A 16,235-nucleotide genomic window follows, 5' to 3' on the forward strand; every position below is an offset into this window, starting at 1 on the left:
GCGCGAGCCGCTATGATGACGGGATGCGCGGCCTGGCCGGCGTCGTTCGTTCGGACGACGTGAAAGCCGCTATTGTACTTGCCTTGCGAAGCACCCAGACGATCCGATGCCTGTGTCACCACGCCGTTCCCTCGCTGCCGTTGCCGATTCCGCCGATCCGTTCGACGCGGACGATGCCGCCTCGTCCGCGCCGTCCGCATCGGGCTCCGGCGCGCGCCGCGCCGGCCCGAAGCGCGGCGCCGACGGGCGGCTTGCGCAGCCCGCGGCGGCCGCGCCCGAGGCCGACGGCGCCGCCGGCGACGAAGCAGGGGCGGCCGATGCGAAGCGCAAGAAGAAGCCGGCCGCCGACAAGCCGGTGAAAACCGCCGACAAGCTCGCGAAGCTCGGCCTCACGCGCTCGATCGATCTCGTGCTGCATCTGCCGATGCGCTACGAGGACGAAACCACGCTCACGCCGATCGGCGAACTGCTGCCGGGCGGCATCGCGCAGACCGAAGGCGTCGTGTTCGACAACGAGGTCGCGTACCGGCCGCGCCGCCAGCTCGTCGTGAAGATCCGGGACGACGACGGCGAGCAGCTCGTGCTGCGGTTCCTGAATTTCTACGGCTCGCAGGTCAAGCAGATGGCCGTCGGCCAGCGGCTGCGCGTGCGCGGCGACGTGCGCGGCGGCTTCTTCGGGATGGAGATGGTGCACCCGGCCGTGCGCGTCGTCGAAGCCGATGCGCCGCTGCCGCAGGTGCTCACGCCCGTCTACCCGAGCACGGCCGGCGTGTCGCAGGCGTATCTGCGCAAGGCGATCGAGAACGCGGTCGAGCGCACGCCGCTGCCCGAACTGCTGCCGCCCGAGATCGAGCGCGATTACCTGAAGCCGCTCGGCGTGCCGACGCTCGCGCAGGCCGTGCGCATCCTGCACCACCCGGGCGTCGATTCCGACGAAGCCGCGCTGATGGACGGCTCGCATCCGGCATGGACGCGCATCAAGTTCGAGGAGCTGCTCGCGCAGCAGCTGTCGCTCAAGCGGGCGCACGAGGAGCGCCGCACGCGCGCCGCGCCCGCGATGCCGCGCCGCGCCGCGACCGATGCCGATGCGTTGACCACGCGCCTTTACGCGGCGCTGCCGTTCACGTTGACCGGCGCGCAGGCGCGCGTCGTCGACGAGATCGCGCACGACCTCACGCTCGCGCATCCGATGCAGCGTCTGCTGCAGGGCGACGTCGGCAGCGGCAAGACGGTCGTCGCGGCGCTGGCCGCCACGCAGGCGATCGACGCCGGCTACCAGGCCGCGCTGATGGCGCCGACCGAAATCCTCGCGGAACAGCACGCGCGCAAGCTGCGTGCATGGCTCGAGCCGCTCGGCGTCACGGTCGCATGGCTCGCGGGCAGCCTGAAGGCGAAAGAGAAACGCGCGGCGATCGAGGCCGCCGCGCTCGGCACCGCGCAGCTCGTGATCGGCACGCACGCGATCATCCAGGATACGGTCGAATTCGCGCGGCTCGGCCTCGTGATCGTCGACGAGCAGCACCGCTTCGGCGTCGAGCAGCGTCTCGCGTTGCGCGCGAAGGCCGCGAATGCCGCCAACGGCGCGCGCGACTTTCAGCCGCACCAACTGATGATGTCGGCCACGCCGATTCCGCGCACGCTCGCGATGACGTACTACGCGGACCTCGAGGTATCGACGATCGACGAGTTGCCGCCCGGCCGCACGCCCGTGCTGACGCGCCTCGTCGGCGACGCGCGGCGCGACGAAGTGATCGCCCGCGTGCGCGAGGCCGCGCTGACCGGGCGCCAGGTGTACTGGGTGTGCCCGCTGATCGAGGAGAGCGAGACGCTGCAGCTGCAGACGGCCGTCGAAACCTACGAGACGCTGGCCGCGGCGCTCCCCGAGTTGAAGGTCGGCCTCGTGCACGGCCGCCTGTCGCCGGCCGACAAGGCGGCCGTGATGGAAGCGTTCACGCGCAACGAAGTGCAATTGCTGGTCGCGACGACCGTGATCGAAGTCGGCGTCGACGTGCCGAACGCCTCGCTGATGGTGATCGAGCACGCGGAACGGTTCGGCCTCGCGCAGCTGCACCAGTTGCGCGGCCGTGTCGGGCGCGGCACCGCGGCGTCGGTGTGCGTGCTGCTGTACACCGGGCCGCTGTCGATCGCCGGCCGCGAGCGGCTGAAGACGATGCGCGAGACGACCGACGGTTTCGAGATCGCGCGGCGCGACCTCGAAATCCGCGGCCCCGGCGAATTCCTCGGCGCGCGCCAGTCGGGTGCGGCGATGCTGCGTTTTGCGAACCTCGAGACCGACGGCTGGCTGATCGATCCTGCCCGCGAGGCCGCGGCGCGGCTGATTGCCGCGTATCCGGAGGTCGTCACGCAGCATCTCGCGCGCTGGCTCGGCGCGCGCGAGCAATACCTGAAGGCCTGATCGACCGGCTTGGGGCCGGATCGAAAGCCGCCACTCGACGCATCGCGATGCAGAGAAACTTGGCGAACCTGGGTAAGAGGGTGTATAAATTAAACCTATCGCCTGTATATCTCTGATTGACCCACAATGACCCTGACTGAATTGAAGTACATCGTCGCGGTCGCGCGCGAGCGGCATTTCGGTCGCGCGGCCGAAGCGTGCTTCGTGAGCCAGCCGACCCTGTCGGTGGCGATCAAGAAGCTCGAAGACGAGCTCAACGTGCAGATTTTCGAGCGCGGCGCGAGCGAAGTGAGCGTGACGCCGATCGGCGACCAGATCGTCACCCAGGCGCAGCGCGTGCTCGAGCAGACCTTCGCGATCAAGGAGATCGCGAAGCAGGGCAAGGACCCGCTCGTCGGCCCGTTCCGCCTCGGCGTGATCTACACGATCGGGCCGTACCTGCTGCCGACGCTCGTCAAGCAGATGATCCAGCGTGTCCCGCAGATGCCGCTGATGCTGCAGGAGAACTACACGCTGAAGCTGCTCGAACTGCTGAAGCAGGGCGAGATCGACGCCGCGATCATGGCGCTGCCGTTCCCCGAAACCGGCCTGATGGTGCGGCCGCTGTACGACGAGCCGTTCGTCGTCGCGCTGCCGGCCGGCCATCCGTGGGAGAAGCGCGACGAAATCGACGCCGAGGATCTGAAGCAGGAAACCATGCTGCTGCTCGGCAATGGCCACTGCTTCCGCGATCACGTGCTCGGCGTGTGTCCGGAACTGATGCGCTTCTCGCAGACGGCCGACGGCATCCAGAAGACGTTCGAGGGCTCGTCGCTCGAGACCATTCGCCACATGGTCGCGAGTGGCGTCGGCATCACCGTGCTGCCGCGGATGTCGGTCGCCGAGATCGGCCCGCGCGCGAACGGCCCCGATGCCGAGCTGCTGTCGTACGTACCGTTCAACGAACCGGTGCCCGACCGCCGCGTGGTGCTCGTGTGGCGCAAGAGCTTCACGCGGATGCCGGCGATCGACGCGATCAGCGACGCGATTGCCGCTTGCGAACTGCCGGGTGTCGCGAAGCTCGACATGCCGGCCACGATGAACTGACGCGCCGATGCAGGCGTGTGTGGCAGCGTGATGAACGGGGTCGTGCGACCCCGTTTATTTTTCCCTATTGCATAGATGAAATTTATCAAATTCAAATAATCGATAGATATAGATAGAATCCTCTACATGGATCGATGTCGAGCCGACGTGCGAGATGCACGTTGGATGCAAGCGTCAAAGGAGGATGTCATGATGCGGTCGGTATTGAAGCACGCGCAGCGGAACATCCCGTCGCGCGACACGGTCGTACATCGCGCCAGGGCGGCGGTTCGCGGCCTGCGCCCGATTGCGTTCGCGTACCTGGCGGACCGTGTGTATGGCGGATGAGTGCCGCCGCACGCCGGTCCAGTGTTCCCCCGAATCACCTGCCGTCGAGCCTTGAGGGAGCATCGCATGTCCGATATCCGAAAAGCCGCCCGCGTCGTCGGTACGACGACTGCCGGCAGCCGCTTCCCCGAGTGCCCCGCCTGCGGCGCACGGCAACGGGAACGCGTGTCCAGGGCCGCGCACGACATCCCGTAGTACGACAGGAGGACCCGCCTGTTCCGTTTCTTACCCCCCGCAACGCTCCACGAACCGCGCCCGGCACGTGGGGGCCTACGAGCCAGTGAAGGAGAAAAAAAGCATGTCGAACGAAACGAAGTGCCCGTTCAACCACACCGCAGGCAGCGGCACGACGAACAAGGACTGGTGGCCGAACCGGCTGAACCTCGACGTCCTGCATCGGCATTCGGCGCTGTCCGATCCGATGGACGACGATTTCGACTACGCCGAGGCGTTCAAGAAGCTGGATCTCGCCGCGGTGAAGCAGGACCTGCACGCGCTGATGACGACGTCGCAGGACTGGTGGCCGGCCGACTTCGGCCACTACGGCGGCCTGTTCGTGCGCATGGCATGGCATAGCGCCGGCACGTACCGCACGGCCGACGGCCGCGGCGGCGCGGGCGGCGGGCAGCAGCGCTTCGCGCCGCTCAACAGCTGGCCGGACAACGTGAGCCTCGACAAGGCGCGCCGCCTGCTGTGGCCGATCAAGCAGAAGTACGGCCGCAACATCTCGTGGGCCGACCTGCTGATCCTGACCGGCAACGTCGCGCTCGAATCGATGGGCTTCAAGACGTTCGGCTATGCCGGCGGCCGCGTCGATACGTGGGAGCCGGACGACGTCTACTGGGGCTCGGAAAAGATCTGGCTGGAACTGAGCGGCGGCCCGAACAGCCGCTACACGGGCAAGCGCGAACTCGAAAGCCCGCTCGCCGCGGTGCAGATGGGCCTGATCTACGTGAACCCGGAAGGCCCGGACGGCAACCCCGACCCGGTCGCCGCCGCGCACGACATCCGCGAGACGTTCGCGCGGATGGCGATGAACGACGAGGAAACGGTCGCGCTGATCGCGGGCGGCCACACGTTCGGCAAGACGCACGGCGCCGGCCCGGCCTCCAACGTCGGTCCGGAGCCGGAAGCCGCGGGCCTCGAAGAGCAGGGCCTCGGCTGGAAGAGCACGTTCGGCACGGGCAAGGGCAAGGACACGATCACGAGCGGTCTCGAAGTCACGTGGACGTCGACGCCGACGAAGTGGAGCAACGACTTCTTCAAGCACCTGTTCAGCTACGAATGGGAGCTCACGAAGAGCCCGGCCGGCGCACACCAGTGGGTCGCGAAGGATGCCGACGAGATCATTCCGGACGCGTACGACGCGTCGAAGAAGCATCGTCCGACGATGCTGACGACCGACCTGTCGCTGCGTTTCGACCCGGCCTACGAAAAGATCTCGCGCCGCTTCTACGAGAACCCGGCCGAATTCGCCGACGCGTTCGCACGCGCGTGGTTCAAGCTCACGCACCGCGACATGGGCCCGCGCGCCCGTTATCTCGGCCCGGAAGTACCGGCGGAACACCTGCTGTGGCAGGATCCGATCCCGGCCGTCGATCACCCGCTGATCGACGCCGCCGACGTCGCCGCGCTGAAGGCGAAGGTGCTGGCGACGGGGCTGAGCGTGTCGCAGCTCGTGTCGACCGCCTGGGCGTCCGCATCGACGTTCCGCGGTTCGGACAAGCGCGGCGGCGCGAACGGTGCGCGCATCCGCCTCGCGCCGCAGAAGGACTGGGAAGTGAACCGCCCGGCCGAACTCGCGGCGGTGCTCGAAACGCTCGAAGGCGTGCAGAAGGCGTTCAACGACGCGCAGACGGACGGCAAGAAGGTGTCGCTGGCCGACCTGATCGTGCTGGCCGGTGCGGCCGGCGTCGAGCAGGCCGCGAAGAATGCGGGTATCGCGGTCACCGTGCCGTTCGCACCGGGCCGGATGGACGCGTCGCAGGAAGAAACCGACGTCGACGCGATGGCCGTGCTCGAGCCGCTCGCCGACGGTTTCCGCAACTTCCTGAAGCACGCGTACAAGACGCCGGCCGAGGCGCTGCTGGTCGACAAGGCCCAGTTGCTGACGCTGAGCGCACCGGAGATGACGGTGCTCGTCGGCGGCCTGCGCGTGCTCGGTGCGAATGCCGGCGATGCGAAGCATGGCGTGTTCACCGATCGTCCGGAAACGCTGACGAACGACTTCTTCGTGAACCTGCTCGACATGGGCACGGAATGGAAGCCGGTGTCGGCCGCGAACGACGTGTTCGAAGGGCGCGATCGCGCGACGGGCGAGCTCAAGTGGACGGGCACGCGCGTCGACCTGATCTTCGGTTCGCATGCGCAACTGCGTGCGCTGGCCGAGGTGTACGGCAGCGCGGACGCGAAGGAGAAGTTCGTGCGCGATTTCGTCGCGGCCTGGAACAAGGTGATGAACCTCGACCGCTTCGACCTCGCGTGAACCCGGCCGCATCCCGATGCGGTGATGCGGTGATGCAGTAACGTGAAACGGCCGGTCCGGCGACCGGCCGTTTCTTCCCTGAACGATGTCTTGTCAAAGGAGTGACGATCATGACGCAAATGATGCTCGACATGCGCGCTGCCGCGGCGCCCATTCTGCGATCGCCGGTGGAGCTGGCGCGCTACGTCGTCGGCTTCGCGATCGTCGTCGGCGGAGCGGCGGAGCTGGCCTCGCAGGCGCTGCACGCGCTCGCGCCGGTCGTGTCGGCCGCCGGCGGTTGAGGGCGGCCACGGATTCGCGACGCTAGACTGGCGAGTCGCGAACGGATGCCGCGCGAGGCGGCATGCGGATTGCCCGATGCATTTTCGCCGGTTCAACATTTCGAATGAGGAGTCCCGAAGATGGCCAAGAAAGGCAACGCCACGCAGATCAACATCGGCATCAGCGACAAGGACCGCAAGAACATCGCGGAGGGCCTGTCGCGCTTGCTCGCCGATACGTTTTCGCTGTACCTGAAGACCCACAATTTCCACTGGAACGTGACCGGACCGATGTTCAACACGCTGCACCTGATGTTCGAGGAGCAGTACAACGAACTATGGCTCGCGGTCGACTCCGTCGCCGAGCGCATTCGCACGCTGGGCGTCGTTGCGCCCGGCACGTTCGGCGATTTCGCGAAACTGTCGTCGGTGCCCGAAGCGAAGGGCGTGCCGGCCGCCGAGGAGATGATCCGCCAGCTCGTCGAAGGGCACGAGACGGTCGTGCGCACCGCGCGCGAAATCTTCCCGATCGCCGACGCGGCGAGCGACGAGCCGACCGCCGATTTGCTCACGCAGCGCCTGCAGACGCATGAAAAGACCGCATGGATGCTGCGGTCGCTGCTCGCGTAAGTCCAGCGCTGCCGGGGCGTCGGGCCGGGCCCGGGCGGGCCGGCTCCGAATCCGTCCCTGGATCGATGCCCGCCGCCGCACGGCCGTGCGCAGCGGGCCGCGGCGGCCGGCCGGCCCGCTGCGACCGCCGGCCGCGGGGCGCGCCGACATGACGCGCAGCGCCGCTCGGCTCTAAAATGCCGGGATTCTCTTCCTGGTGCTTCGCCATGCTTGCCCGCTTTCCCCTGTATCTGCGGCTCGTCCGGATGGACAAGCCGATCGGCAGCCTGCTGCTGCTGTGGCCGACGCTCAACGCGCTGTGGATCGCATCGGACGGCCATCCGCGCTGGCCGCTGCTCGTGATCTTCACGCTCGGCACGCTGCTGATGCGCTCGGCCGGCTGCGCGATCAACGATTACGCCGACCGCGATTTCGACCGCCACGTGAAGCGCACGGCCGACCGGCCGCTGACGTCGGGCAAGATCCGGGCATGGGAAGCCGTCGCGATCGCGGTCGGGCTGTCGTTCGTCGCATTCCTGCTGATCCTGCCGCTCAATACGCTGACGAAAGAATTGTCGGTCGTCGCGCTGTTCGTCGCCGGCTCCTATCCGTTCATGAAGCGTTTCTTCGCGATTCCGCAGGCGTATCTCGGCATCGCGTTCGGCTTCGGCATCCCGATGGCGTTCGCGGCCGTGCAGGACACGGTGCCGGTGCTGGCGTGGGTGATGCTGGTCGCGAACATCTTCTGGTCGGTCGCGTACGACACCGAGTATGCGATGGTCGATCGCGACGACGACATCAAGATCGGCATCCGCACGTCCGCGCTGACGTTCGGCCGCTTCGACGTCGCGGCCGTGATGGCGTGCTACGCGGTGACGCTCGGCATCTACGTGTGGATCGGCGTGACGCTCGGCTTCGGCATCGCGTACTGGGCCGGCTGGGCGGCGGCGGTCGGCTGCGCGCTGTATCACTACACGCTGATCAAGGGTCGCGAACGGATGCCCTGCTTCGCGGCGTTCCGCCACAACAACTGGCTCGGCGGCGTGCTGTTCGCGGGCATCGCCGCGCATTACCTGCTGGCCGCTCGCTGAACGACACCCCGACATATCGCGCCTTTGCGGGCGGCGCCAACGAAAAAAGCGACCCGACGGTCGCTTTTTTTACGTCCGGCGCCGGCGCAAACCGGCGCCGCTGTCGCGCTTACGCGCGGCCGAGCTCGTCGCCCATTTCCTTCGCACGCGCTTCGGCCGCGAGCGCGCCGCGCACGATCGCGTCCTTCACGCCCTGTGCGTCGAATGCCGCGAGCGCGGCGGCCGTCGTGCCGCCCTTCGACGTCACGCGTTCGCGCAGCACGCTCGCCGGCTCGCCCGATTGCGCGGCCAGTTGCGCGGCGCCCGCGAACGTCGCGACCGCGAGCGCGCGACCCTGTTCGTCGTTCATGCCGAGACGGCGCGCGGCTTCCTGCAGCGCTTCGATGAAATAGAACACGTACGCGGGGCCGCTGCCCGAAATCGCCGTGACCGCGTCGAGCTGCGATTCGTCGTCGAACCACACGATCTCGCCGACCGCGCCGAGCACGCTCGATGCGAGTTCGCGGCCCGCCGCGTCGACGCCCGGCAGCGCGGCGAGGCCCGTCACGCCCATGCCGACCAGCGCCGGCGTGTTCGGCATCGTGCGCACGACGCGCGCGTAGCCGCCGAGCCAGCGGGCGAGATCCGTGCCGCGGATGCCGGCCGCGATGCTGATCACGAGCTGCGACTTCAGGTGCGGCGCGAGCGCCTGCGCGACGTCCTTCAGCACCTGCGGCTTCACCGCGAGCACGATCGCGCCGTAATCGGCGAGCGTTGCGTCGACGGCCGCGCCGGTGCGCACGCCGAATTGTTGCGCGGCGCGCGCGCGGACGTCTTCGTTGATGTCGATGGCATACAGGCCGTCCGCGGCGACGCCGCGCTTGATCAGGCCGCCGATCAGGGCCGCGGCCATGTTGCCGCCGCCGATGAATGCGATTTTCATGATGTCGGGAATGAGCGAGTGAGTGAACGGAAAGGCGGAAAAGAGCGCGGCGTTCAGCGCGCGTAATCGCGCGCGCCGAAGATCGCGGTGCCGACGCGCACGATCGTCGCGCCTTCGAGCACGGCCGCGTCGAGATCGGCGGACATGCCCATCGACAGCGTGTCGAGCGGCAGGCCGTCGGCGCGCAATGCGTCGAACAACGCGCGCAGCGCGCGATGCGGCGCGCGCTGCGCGTCGGTGTCGCCGGCCGGTTCGGGAATCGCCATCAGGCCGCGCAGCCGCAGCGACGGCAGCGCGGCGACCGCACGCGCGACCTCGGCCACGTCGGCCGGCGCGACGCCGCTCTTCGACGCCTCGCCGCTGATGTTCACCTGCACGCACACGTTGAGCGGCGGCAGGTGCGCGGGGCGCTGTTCCGACAGGCGCTGCGCGATCTTCAGCCGGTCGACCGAATGGACCCAGTCGAAGCGCTCGGCGACGGGGCGCGTCTTGTTCGATTGCAGCGGCCCGATGAAATGCCATTCGAGGCTCGCGCGCAAGTCGGCGAGCGCGTCGATCTTGTCGAGCGACTCCTGCACGTAGTTCTCGCCGAAGGCGTGCTGCCCGGCCGCATGCGCGGCGCGCACGTCGTCGGCCGGAAACGTCTTCGACACGGCGAGCAGCGATACGGTGGCGGGATCGCGGCCGGCCGCGCGGGCGGCGTCGGCGATGCGGCGGTGAACGGAGTCGAGACGGGCGGCGAGATCGGACATGACGGGCACGGAAGCAGGCACGCAGGCAGCGCGGAAACGGGCATGAAGCCGATGCGCCGCGATCCGCGGCGCATCGATCCGCTCATTATACGGACGCCGCGCGCCCGCCCGTTACGCGTGAACAGGCACTAGCCGTACAGCAAATGCTCGACGAGCTGGATCCAGTGGGCGACCGGCACCTGCGTGCCGCTTTGCAGGTGTGCGATGCAGCCGATGTTGCCGGATACGATCATCTGCGGTTCGAGCGCCTGCAGCTTCAGCAGCTTCTGCTTGCGCAACCGGTACGACAGCGACGGCTGCGTCAGCGAGTAGGTACCGGCCGAGCCGCAGCACAGATGGCTGTCGGCCGGCAGCCGCACGTCGATGCCGAGCGTCTCGAGCAGGCGCTCGACCTTGCCGCGCGACTGCTGCCCGTGCTGCAGCGTGCACGGCGGGTGGTATGCGACCGTATGGATCGCACGGCGCCGGGCGATCGTCGCGAGTTCGGCCTCGAACGCGAGCAGCACGTCGGAGATGTCGCGCGTCAGCGACACGATGCGCTGCGCTTTCTCCGCGTAGGCCGGATCGTCGCGCAGCAGGTGCGCGTATTCGAGCACCGTCGCGCCGCAGCCCGACGCATTCATCACGATCGCCTCGGCGCCCTGTTCGACGTGGGGCCACCACGCGTCGATGTTGCGGCGCGCGTCGTCGAGCGCTTCGTCGTGATAGTTCAGGTGCAGGCGGATCGCGCCGCAGCAGCCCGCGTCGGGCGAGACGACCGTCTCGATGCCGAGCGCGTCGAGCACGCGCGCGGTCGCGATGTTGATGTTCGGCAGCATCGACGGCTGCACGCAGCCGCCGAGCATCAGCATCTTGCGCGTATGCGTGCGGTGCGGCCATTCGAGCAGCCGCGTGCGCGGCGGCACCTTGTCGCGCAGCCGCTTCGGCAGCAGCGGCCGCACGTGCTGGCCGAGCCGCATTGCCGGCGAGAACAGCGCGGCGTTCGGCACGACGCTCGCGAGCACGCGGCGCATGAGCCGCTGCTGCGCGGGGCGTTCCACCTGCGCCTCCACGTGCTTGCGCCCGATCTCGACGAGCCGGCCGTACTGCACGCCGGACGGGCAGGTCGTCTCGCAGCTGCGGCAGGTGAGGCAGCGGTCGAGATGCTGTTGCGTGCTGCGCGTGACGGGCACGCCTTCGACCATCTGCTTGATCAGGTAGATGCGTCCGCGCGGGCCGTCGAGTTCGTCGCCGAGCAGTTGATAGGTCGGGCAGGTCGCGGTGCAGAACCCGCAGTGCACGCACTTGCGCAGGATCGCGTCGGCCTCGTCGCCGTCGGGCGTATTGCGGATGAAATCGGCGAGGTTCGTTTGCATCGATCCCTCAGAGGTCTGGGTAGAGCCGGCCGCGATTGAAGATGCGCGCGGGATCGAACGCGCTCTTCAGCCCGCGGTGGATCTTCATCATCGGCGCGGGCAGCGGCGTGAACACGCCCGCGCTGCGGTCGTAGGTGTCGCCCGCGCGGAACAGCGTCGCATGGCCGCCGGCCTGCTTCGCGCTCATGCGCACGGTTTGCGCGTCGGCGTCGGTGATCCACCAGCGCTGCGCGCCGCCCCATTCCATCAACTGGGTGCCGGGCAGGTGCATCGGTTCGGTGATCGACGGCAGCGACAGGCGCCACAGCGCGTAGCCGGGCGGGATGCCGTTGAAGAACGGATCGGTATGCTCGCGCAGGCCGGACCAGAAGCGCTCGGCCTCGACCGCGTCGACGACTTCGCCGCCGAGCAGCGTTTTCGCGGATTTCACGGCAGCTTCCGCGCCCGACAGGCGCAGCACGAGCGTGCCGTTGCGCCACGCGCTCGCGCTGACCGGCAGCGGATGGCCGCCCCATTCGTTGAGCTTGCGCACCGCGTCGGTCGCGGTCATCTCGAATTTGAGCGTGACTTCGGCGACAGGTATCGGCAGCACCTTGATCGACAGGTCGAGCATCAGCCCGAGCGTGCCGAGCGCGCCGGCCATCAGCCGCGACACGTCGTAGCCGGCGACGTTCTTCACGACCTGGCCGCCGAAGCGCAGCCTTTCGCCGCGACCGTTCATCAGCGTGGTGCCGAGCACGAAATCGCGCGGTGCGCCGCAGGTGGCGCGGCGCGGGCCCGCGAGGCCGGCGGCGACGCAGCCGCCGACGGTGGCCGAACGGCCGAAGTGCGGCGGCTCGAACGGCAGCATCTGGCCGCGCTCGGCGAGGACGGTTTCAAGTTGCGCGAGCGGCGTGCCCGCGCGGACCGTGACGACGAGTTCGGCCGGGTCGTACGACACGACGCCCTGAAACGCGCGCGTGTCGAGTATTTCGCCCTCGAGCGCCTGGCCGTACCAGTCCTTGGTGCCGCCGCCGCGAATCCGCAGCGGCCGGCCGTCGGCACTGGCGGCGCGGATGCGCTCGGCCCATCCGGCGACGATGTCGTCCTCTTCCATGTTCCGTTGCTTTCTCGTCTCGTTGTCCGGTCGATTGTACCGGGGTGGCGCGATTCCACATCGCGACTATCCCTAAGCCCCGTCCCGCATCCGGCATGCGGGGGCCGGCACGCGAACGCGCCGCGCGGGCACGGCAGACCCGCGCACCGCGGCCGCTGGTGCAAGCCGCGACCCGCGCGCGCCGCTCAGAAGCGCGGCAGGTCGGGGTGCGGCAGCAGCCCGCCGCGCACGTGCTGGCGCCCGTATTCGGCGCAGCGCGCGCGGGTCGGGATGCCCTTGTCCGGGTTCAGCAGCCCGGCCGGATCGAATGCGCGCTTGACCGCGAAGAACGCGTCGCGCTCCTGCGGCGAGAACTGCACGCACATCGAATTGAGCTTTTCGATACCGACGCCGTGCTCGCCCGTCACGCTGCCGCCGAATTCCACGCAGCATTCGAGGATCTCCGCGCCGAACTGCTCGGCGCGGTGCAACTCGTCCGGATCGTTCGCGTTGTACAGGATCAACGGATGCATGTTGCCGTCGCCCGCATGGAACACGTTGATGCAGCGTAGCCCGTAGCGCGTTTCGAGCTGCTCGATGCGCGCGAGCAGCGGGCCGATCGCGCGGCGCGGCACGGTGCCGTCCATGCAGTAGTAATCGGCGGAAATGCGGCCGGCGGCCGGGAACGCGTTCTTGCGGCCGGACCAGAAGCGCAGTCGCTCGCTTTCGTTGCGCGACACCTGGATGCGCGTCGCGCCGTGTTCGCGCAGCACGGCCGTCATCCGAACGATCTCCTCGGCGACTTCTTCGGGCGTGCCGTCCGATTCGCACAAGAGGATCGCCTTCGCGTCGAGGTCGTAGCCCGCGTGCGTGAACGCCTCGACGGCTTGCGTCGCCGGCTTGTCCATCATCTCGAGCCCGGCCGGGATGATGCCCGACGCGATGATCGCCGCGACGGCCTCGCCGCCCTTGACGACGTCGTCGAAACTCGCCATCACGAGCTGCGCGGTCTGCGGCTTCGGGATCAGTCGCACCGTGACCTCGGTGACGATCGCGAACATCCCTTCGCTGCCGATCATCACGGCGAGCAGGTCGAGGCCCGGCATGTCGAGCGCGAGCGAGCCGAATTCGACGATCTCGCCGTCGATCGTCACCGCGCGCACGCGCATCACGTTGTGCACGGTCAGCCCGTATTTCAGGCAGTGGACGCCGCCGGAATTTTCCGCGACGTTGCCGCCGATCGTGCAGGCGATCTGCGACGACGGATCGGGCGCGTAATACAGGCCGTACGGCGCGGCCGCTTCCGAGATCGCGAGGTTGCGCACGCCGGGCTGCACGGTCGCCGTGCGCGCGTACGGGTCGACTTCGACGATGCGCGTGAAGCGCGCGAGCGACAGCACGACGCCGAGCGCGATCGGCAGCGCGCCGCCCGACAGGCTGGTGCCGGCGCCGCGCGGCACGATCGGCACTTCCATGCGGCGGCAGATCTGCACGATCCGCTGCACCTGCGACTCCGTCTCGGGCAACGCGACCGCGAGCGGCAGCCGGCGGTACGCGGACAGGCCGTCGCATTCGTACGGCGCCGTGTCCTCGTCGCGGTACAGCAGGCAGTGCGTCGGCAGCACGGCCATCAGCGCCTGCACGACTTCGCGCTGGCGCTGCGCGCGTGTGGCGCTCGACAGTTCGACGGGAGCGTTCATGAGGTCTCCTGCGTGGGGCGCGGTGCCGCGCCGCCGTGTCAGCACGTGAAAATCTTGCCCGGATTCATCAGGTTGCGCGGATCGAGCGCGAGCTTGATCGCGCGCATCGTGTCGATTGCGTTGTCGCCGTGCTCCTTCGGCAGGAAGCGCATCTTGTGCAGCCCGACGCCGTGCTCGCCCGTGCAGGTGCCGCCCAGGCGCAGCGCGCGCTCGACGATCCGGTCGTTGATGCGTTCGGCTTCGGCGAGTTCCTCGGGCTTGTCGGGATCGATCAGGATCGCGACGTGGAAATTGCCGTCGCCGACGTGGCCGACGATCGGGCAGGGCAGCGACGACGCGCGCAGGTCGACCTCGGTTTCCTCGACGCACGCGGCGAGCTGCGAGATCGGCACGCACACGTCGGTCGTCACCGCGCGGCAACCGGGCTTCAACTGCAGCATCGCGAAGTACGCGTTGTGGCGCGCGGACCAGAGCCGCGTGCGATCCTCGGGGCGCGTCGCCCATTCGAAGCCCTGGCCGGAATTCTGGCCGGCGAGCGCCTGCACGAGTTCGGCCTGTTCCTTCACGCCGGCGTCGGTGCCGTGGAATTCGAAGAACAGCGTCGGCGCCTCGGTCAGCGTCAGGTTCGAGTGACGGTTGATCGAGCGTACCGCGAGCGCGTCGACGAATTCGACGCGCGCGATCGGCACGCCGATCTGGATCGTCTCGATCACCGTGCGGACCGCGTCGCCCATCGTCGGGAACGTGCAGATCGCGGCCGACACGGCCTCGGGCAGCGGATGCAGGCGCAGCGTGATCTCGGTGATCACGCCGAGCGTGCCTTCGGACCCGACGAACAGCCGCGTGAGGTCGTAGCCGGCCGACGACTTGCGCGCGCGCGAGCCGGTTTTGACCACGCGGCCGTCCGCGAGCACCGCGCTCAGGCCGAGCACGTTCTCGCGCATCGTGCCGTAGCGCACGGCGTTGGTGCCCGACGCGCGGGTCGCGGTCATCCCGCCGATGCTGGCGTCGGCGCCCGGATCGATCGGGAAGAACAGGCCGGTGTCGCGCAGCGCTTCGTTGAGCGCCTTGCGCGTGATGCCCGGCTCGACCGTCACGGTCAGGTCTTCGGCGTTGATCGACAGCACGCGGTTCATTTCCGACAGGTCGAGCGACACGCCGCCGCGCACCGCGAGCAGGTGGCCTTCGAGCGACGAGCCGGCGCCGTACGGGATCAGCGGCACGCCGTAGAGCGAGCACAGCGACACGACTTCGCGCACGTCGTCGGTGCTGCGCGCGAACACGACGGCGTCGGGCAGTTGCGGATCGAACGGGGATTCGTCGCGGCCGTGATGGGCGCGAACCGCGTCGGCGGTCGACACGCGCTCGCCGAAAGCGGCGCGCAGCGCATCGAGCATGGCGGGGGGCAGCGGGCGGCACGTGGCGGCCGGCGGGGCAGGGTGATTCACGAATGTCTCCTGACTGCTTGTCATACTGTCGCCTCATTCTACGCTGTAACGTCCGCTGCGCCTCCCGCCGCGGGCTGCGATAATCGCGTTCCAGCCAACCGGGCCGCGTGGCGGCCGCGCACGAGAGGACATTCGCATGGGCAACCGCTTGAGCAAGATCGCGACGCGCACGGGCGACGACGGCACCACCGGGCTGGGCGACGGGCGGCGCATCGGCAAGGACGACGCGCGGATCGCCGCGATCGGCGACGTCGACGAATTGAACTCGAATCTCGGCGTGCTGCTGGCCGAGGCATTGCCGGACGACGTGCGCACGGCGCTCGTCACGATCCAGCACGACCTGTTCGATCTCGGCGGCGAGCTGTGCATTCCCGGCCACACGGTGCTCGACGATACGCATCTCGCGCGCCTCGACCAGTGGCTCGCCGACTACAACGCGACGCTGCCGCCGCTGAAGGAATTCATCCTGCCGGCCGGCTCGCGCGCCGCATCGCTCGCGCACGTCTGCCGAACCGTGTGCCGCCGCGCGGAGCGCTCGATCGTCGCGCTCGGGCGCGGCGACGCGCTCAACGATGCCCCGCGGCGGTACGTGAACCGGCTGTCCGACCTGCTGTTCGTGCTGGCGCGCGTGCTGAACCGCGCCGGCGGCGGCGCCGACGTGCTGTGGGAGCGCGGACGCGTCCGCTAGCACGCCGCCACGTTTTTGCGC

At 68.7% G+C, this 16,235-nt stretch carries 13 protein-coding genes; 7 read left to right on the plus strand and 6 right to left on the minus strand.

Going from position 1 to position 16,235, the window contains the following annotated elements; genetic code table 11:
* The first annotated feature begins 106 nt into the window (after positions 1-106).
* The 6 genes from recG to ubiA all read left to right on the plus strand — a co-directional run bounded on the left by recG (position 107) and on the right by ubiA (position 8,274).
* A complete protein-coding gene (gene recG, locus WT24_RS18560) occupies positions 107-2,416 on the plus strand; it encodes an ATP-dependent DNA helicase RecG (protein ID WP_060035419.1) in 2,310 nt (769 codons plus the stop codon).
* A gap of 126 nt (positions 2,417-2,542) precedes the next feature.
* Positions 2,543-3,502, plus strand: coding sequence for a LysR substrate-binding domain-containing protein (locus WT24_RS18565; protein ID WP_006754461.1), 960 nt, complete (start codon positions 2,543-2,545; stop codon positions 3,500-3,502).
* A 625-nt stretch (positions 3,503-4,127) separates the two neighbouring features.
* Positions 4,128-6,314, plus strand: coding sequence for a catalase/peroxidase HPI (gene katG, locus WT24_RS18570; protein WP_060035421.1), 2,187 nt, complete (start codon positions 4,128-4,130; stop codon positions 6,312-6,314).
* A gap of 110 nt (positions 6,315-6,424) precedes the next feature.
* Positions 6,425-6,595, plus strand: coding sequence for a hypothetical protein (locus tag WT24_RS34940; protein WP_179949373.1), 171 nt, complete (start codon positions 6,425-6,427; stop codon positions 6,593-6,595).
* Positions 6,596-6,715: 120 nt separating this feature from the next.
* Positions 6,716-7,204, plus strand: coding sequence for a non-specific DNA-binding protein DpsA (dpsA, locus tag WT24_RS18580; protein WP_034206455.1), 489 nt, complete (start codon positions 6,716-6,718; stop codon positions 7,202-7,204).
* A gap of 206 nt (positions 7,205-7,410) precedes the next feature.
* Positions 7,411-8,274, plus strand: a complete 864-nt coding sequence (gene ubiA, locus WT24_RS18585; protein WP_059501025.1) for a 4-hydroxybenzoate octaprenyltransferase — start codon at positions 7,411-7,413, stop codon at positions 8,272-8,274.
* A 109-nt stretch (positions 8,275-8,383) separates the two neighbouring features.
* Here ubiA and proC read toward each other — a convergent pair whose 3' ends face one another.
* The 6 genes from proC to WT24_RS18615 form a co-directional block, all read right to left on the minus strand.
* Positions 8,384-9,196 carry a pyrroline-5-carboxylate reductase gene (gene proC / locus WT24_RS18590; RefSeq protein ID WP_060035423.1) on the minus strand — a complete coding sequence of 271 codons (813 nt, stop codon included), beginning with the start codon at positions 9,194-9,196 and terminating at the stop codon, positions 8,384-8,386.
* A 53-nt stretch (positions 9,197-9,249) separates the two neighbouring features.
* Positions 9,250-9,948, minus strand: a complete 699-nt coding sequence (locus tag WT24_RS18595; protein WP_059501027.1) for a YggS family pyridoxal phosphate-dependent enzyme — start codon at positions 9,946-9,948, stop codon at positions 9,250-9,252.
* Between the two features lie 128 nt (positions 9,949-10,076).
* On the minus strand, positions 10,077-11,303 hold the full coding sequence (glcF, locus tag WT24_RS18600; protein ID WP_060035426.1) for a glycolate oxidase subunit GlcF: 1,227 nt from the start codon (positions 11,301-11,303) through the stop codon (positions 10,077-10,079).
* 7 nt (positions 11,304-11,310) lie between these two features.
* Positions 11,311-12,399, minus strand: a complete 1,089-nt coding sequence (gene glcE / locus WT24_RS18605; RefSeq protein WP_059501028.1) for a glycolate oxidase subunit GlcE — start codon at positions 12,397-12,399, stop codon at positions 11,311-11,313.
* 185 nt (positions 12,400-12,584) lie between these two features.
* The gene (locus tag WT24_RS18610) at positions 12,585-14,078 is read right to left on the minus strand and encodes an FAD-linked oxidase C-terminal domain-containing protein (protein ID WP_060035428.1); all 1,494 of its coding nucleotides are present in this window, start codon (positions 14,076-14,078) and stop codon (positions 12,585-12,587) included.
* A 38-nt stretch (positions 14,079-14,116) separates the two neighbouring features.
* Entirely contained in the window at positions 14,117-15,526 is a 1,410-nt protein-coding gene (locus WT24_RS18615) for an FAD-binding oxidoreductase (protein ID WP_059501030.1), read from the minus strand.
* Positions 15,527-15,662: 136 nt separating this feature from the next.
* Between WT24_RS18615 and WT24_RS18620 the strand changes: the two genes are divergently transcribed.
* On the plus strand, positions 15,663-16,214 hold the full coding sequence (locus tag WT24_RS18620; protein WP_060035431.1) for a cob(I)yrinic acid a,c-diamide adenosyltransferase: 552 nt from the start codon (positions 15,663-15,665) through the stop codon (positions 16,212-16,214).
* The last annotated feature ends 21 nt before the right edge of the window (positions 16,215-16,235 follow it).

This window comes from Burkholderia sp. MSMB1078WGS (assembly GCF_001528895.1).
In the GTDB taxonomy this organism is placed as follows: Bacteria; Pseudomonadota; Gammaproteobacteria; order Burkholderiales; family Burkholderiaceae; genus Burkholderia.

Coding starts and splice junctions, on each gene's coding strand:
- WT24_RS18620 (WP_060035431.1), top strand. CDS start 15,663: ATGGGCAACCGCTTGAGCAAGATCGCGACGCGCACGGGCGACGACGGC.
- glcF (WP_060035426.1), bottom strand. CDS start 11,303: ATGCAAACGAACCTCGCCGATTTCATCCGCAATACGCCCGACGGCGAC.
- WT24_RS18610 (WP_060035428.1), bottom strand. CDS start 14,078: ATGAACGCTCCCGTCGAACTGTCGAGCGCCACACGCGCGCAGCGCCAG.
- glcE (WP_059501028.1), bottom strand. CDS start 12,399: ATGGAAGAGGACGACATCGTCGCCGGATGGGCCGAGCGCATCCGCGCC.
- WT24_RS18595 (WP_059501027.1), bottom strand. CDS start 9,948: ATGTCCGATCTCGCCGCCCGTCTCGACTCCGTTCACCGCCGCATCGCC.
- recG (WP_060035419.1), top strand. CDS start 107: ATGCCTGTGTCACCACGCCGTTCCCTCGCTGCCGTTGCCGATTCCGCC.
- dpsA (WP_034206455.1), top strand. CDS start 6,716: ATGGCCAAGAAAGGCAACGCCACGCAGATCAACATCGGCATCAGCGAC.
- WT24_RS18565 (WP_006754461.1), top strand. CDS start 2,543: ATGACCCTGACTGAATTGAAGTACATCGTCGCGGTCGCGCGCGAGCGG.
- katG (WP_060035421.1), top strand. CDS start 4,128: ATGTCGAACGAAACGAAGTGCCCGTTCAACCACACCGCAGGCAGCGGC.
- proC (WP_060035423.1), bottom strand. CDS start 9,196: ATGAAAATCGCATTCATCGGCGGCGGCAACATGGCCGCGGCCCTGATC.
- ubiA (WP_059501025.1), top strand. CDS start 7,411: ATGCTTGCCCGCTTTCCCCTGTATCTGCGGCTCGTCCGGATGGACAAG.
- WT24_RS34940 (WP_179949373.1), top strand. CDS start 6,425: ATGACGCAAATGATGCTCGACATGCGCGCTGCCGCGGCGCCCATTCTG.